The 2,672-nt window shown below is 66.7% G+C and carries 3 protein-coding genes; all 3 read left to right on the plus strand.

Going from position 1 to position 2,672, the window contains the following annotated elements:
- The coding region (tagH, locus tag CF161_RS00195; protein ID WP_020294504.1) for a type VI secretion system-associated FHA domain protein TagH at nt 1-643 on the plus strand (643 nt) is incomplete at its 5' end.
- A gap of 62 nt (nt 644-705) precedes the next feature.
- A complete protein-coding gene (gene tssJ / locus CF161_RS00200; RefSeq protein WP_043228217.1) occupies nt 706-1,215 on the plus strand; it encodes a type VI secretion system lipoprotein TssJ in 510 nt (169 codons plus the stop codon).
- Between the two features lie 15 nt (nt 1,216-1,230).
- Nucleotides 1,231-2,565, plus strand: coding sequence for a type VI secretion system baseplate subunit TssK (gene tssK / locus CF161_RS00205; protein WP_020294506.1), 1,335 nt, complete (start codon nt 1,231-1,233; stop codon nt 2,563-2,565).
- The last annotated feature ends 107 nt before the right edge of the window (nt 2,566-2,672 follow it).

Below are 2,672 nucleotides of genomic sequence, written 5' to 3' on the forward strand. Positions count from 1 at the left end.
TGCGCCGGCAACCGCGCCCGAGCCGGTGCCCGCCGCCGTTGTCGCCAGCCCCCAGGCCGATCTGCTGCAGGCTTTTCTGCGCGGTGCCGGCCTGGACCAGTTGCGTATCGACAAGGAGCAGGCCGAGGCGCAGATGGAAAGCATTGGTCGCAGCTACCGGTTGATGGTCGAGGGCCTGATCGATGTGTTGCGTGCCCGCAGCAGCCTCAAGGGCGAGTTCCGCATGCAGCAGACCATGATCCGCCCGGTGGAAAACAACCCGCTCAAATTCGCGCCGAATGTCGATGAAGCCCTGTTGCTGATGCTGCGCCACAGCAAGCAGGCGTTCATGGCCCCGGACCAGGCGGTGCAGGACAGTTTCGACGACCTGCGCGCCCACCAGCTGGCAGTGATGGCCGGGGTGGAAGCGGCGATCAAGCACCTGTTGCAGCGTTTCGAACCCGCCGAGCTGGAGGCGCGCATGGGCAAGCCCGGCGGCCTGAGCAACCTGTTCAGCGGCTCGCGCCAGGCCCAGTACTGGCAGCAGTTCACCGCGCTCTACAGCCAGATTTCCCGCGAGGCCCAGGACGACTTCCAGGACCTGTTCGGTCGGGAGTTCAGCCGCGCCTACGAAGAACACACCAGCCGGGTACGCCGCTCCTGAGCGCGACCCAACCCCGGAAAACACGGATTCACGGACAGCTGATACGTCATTGAGGACGCAGGATGATTCAACGATTTATGACATTGGTCGCCATGCTGCTGCTGGCGGCATGCGCCAAAGATGAGGCACCCGCCCCCGCCGAGGCGGCGCCGGATGCGCTCACCACGGCCACCATCGAACTGCATTTTTCCGCCTCCCCCGGGCTCAACCCCGGGCCCGACGGGGTGCCTGCCCCGGTGCGGGTGCGGCTGTTCGAGCTGAAGAACCCGGCGACCTTCGCCCGTTCCGACTACTTCGCCCTGGCCGAGCGGGCCCAGGCGACCCTGGGCGCCGACCTGATCGATCAGGACGAAGTGCTGATCCAGCCCGGCGACCAGTTGAACCTCGAACGCACCCTCGACCCGGCCACGCGCCAGATCGGCCTGCTGGTGGGCTATCGCGACGTGGACCGGGCGCAATGGCGCGCGGTGATGAATGTGCCGCCAAGGCAGCGCACCGACTATCAGATCAGCCTCGATGCCCGCGCGATTCGCGGTGTGGTCGCGGCGTCCCCATCCAGCCCTGCCCAATAGGCAATCGGAGCAACCATGTCCTGGAACAATCGCGTGGTCTGGTCGGAAGGCATGTTCATTGGAACCCAGCACTTCCAGCAGCATGACCGTTACCTGGAAAACCTAATCGATGCCCGAAGCCGGCCGTTGTCGGCAGGTGCCTGGGGCTTCTCCGAGCTGCTGATCGACCAGGGCCTGCTGGCCCAGGGCAAGCTGGCGATTGTCTCGGCGCGTGGCCTGTTGCCCGACGGCACGCCGTTCAATATCCCCCATGACGACCTGGCGCCGAGCCCGCTGAGCATCGACGACAGCCTGCGCGATGGCCTGGTGTACCTGGCCCTGCCGCTCAAGCGCGCCGGCGCCCGCGACACCGTCGACGAAGGTGAAGAGCTGGGCGCTGCGCGCTACCTGAGCCAGGTGCGCGAGGTGCGTGATGACAACGCGCCGTTCGAAAACCGTGCGCCGGTGGCCGTCGGCTCCCGGGCCTTGCGCCTGCTGACGGTGCAGGACGGCCTGAGCGACTACGCCGCCATCGGCCTGGTGCGGGTCAAGGAAAAGCGCGCCGACCGTGCGCTGATCCTCGATGACAGCTACATCCCACCGGTGCTGGATGTGGCGGCGTCGAAACCGCTGACTGCGTTTCGCAGCGAACTGCTGGGCCTGCTTCATCAGCGTGGCGAAGCCCTGGCCGGGCGGGTGGTGGCGTCGGGGGCGGGCGGGGCCTCGGAAATTGCCGACTTCATGCTGCTGCAACTGGTCAACCGCGCCCAGCCGCTGGTGGCGCACCTGGCTCAACTGAGCCCGCTGCACCCCGAGCGCCTGTACAGCGAGCTGGTGGGCCTGGCTGGCGAATTTGCCACCTTCTCCAGCGCCGGCCGGCGCCCGGCCGAGTACCCGCAGTACCAGCACGATGAGCTGGCGGCGAGCTTCGCCCCGGTGATGCAAGCGCTGCGCGAAGCCTTGTCGATGCTGATCGACAGCAAGGCGACGCCGATTCCGATTGTCGAGAAAGCCTACGGCGTGCACGTGGCGATGCTGGCGGACAAGACCCTGATCGACAACGCCAGCTTCATCCTGGTGGTGCGGGCCGATGTGCCGGGGGAAACCCTGCGCGGGCGCTTCGCCCAGCAGAGCAAGGTCGGCTCGGTGGAGCACATCCGCGATCTGGTCAATCTGCAACTGCCAGGGATCGGCCTGCTGCCGCTGCCGGTGGCACCGCGGCAGCTGCCGTACCACGCAGGCTCGACCTACTACGAACTCGACCGTGGCAGCGAACACTGGAAACAGCTGATCCATTCCGGTGGTTTTGCGTTCCACGTGGCCGGCGAATTTCCGGGCTTGAACCTGGCCTTCTGGGCCATCCGAGGATAAACCGCGATGCATCCCAACGATGATTCGCCAGGGCAGCCGTCTGCCGCCAACGACCGTACCCAGTTCATGCCGCGGCCCGGTGGCCGTGGCCCGGACAGCGCTCGGCC

Source organism: Pseudomonas sp. CF161 (assembly GCF_000416215.1).
In the GTDB taxonomy this organism is placed as follows: domain Bacteria; phylum Pseudomonadota; class Gammaproteobacteria; order Pseudomonadales; family Pseudomonadaceae; genus Aquipseudomonas.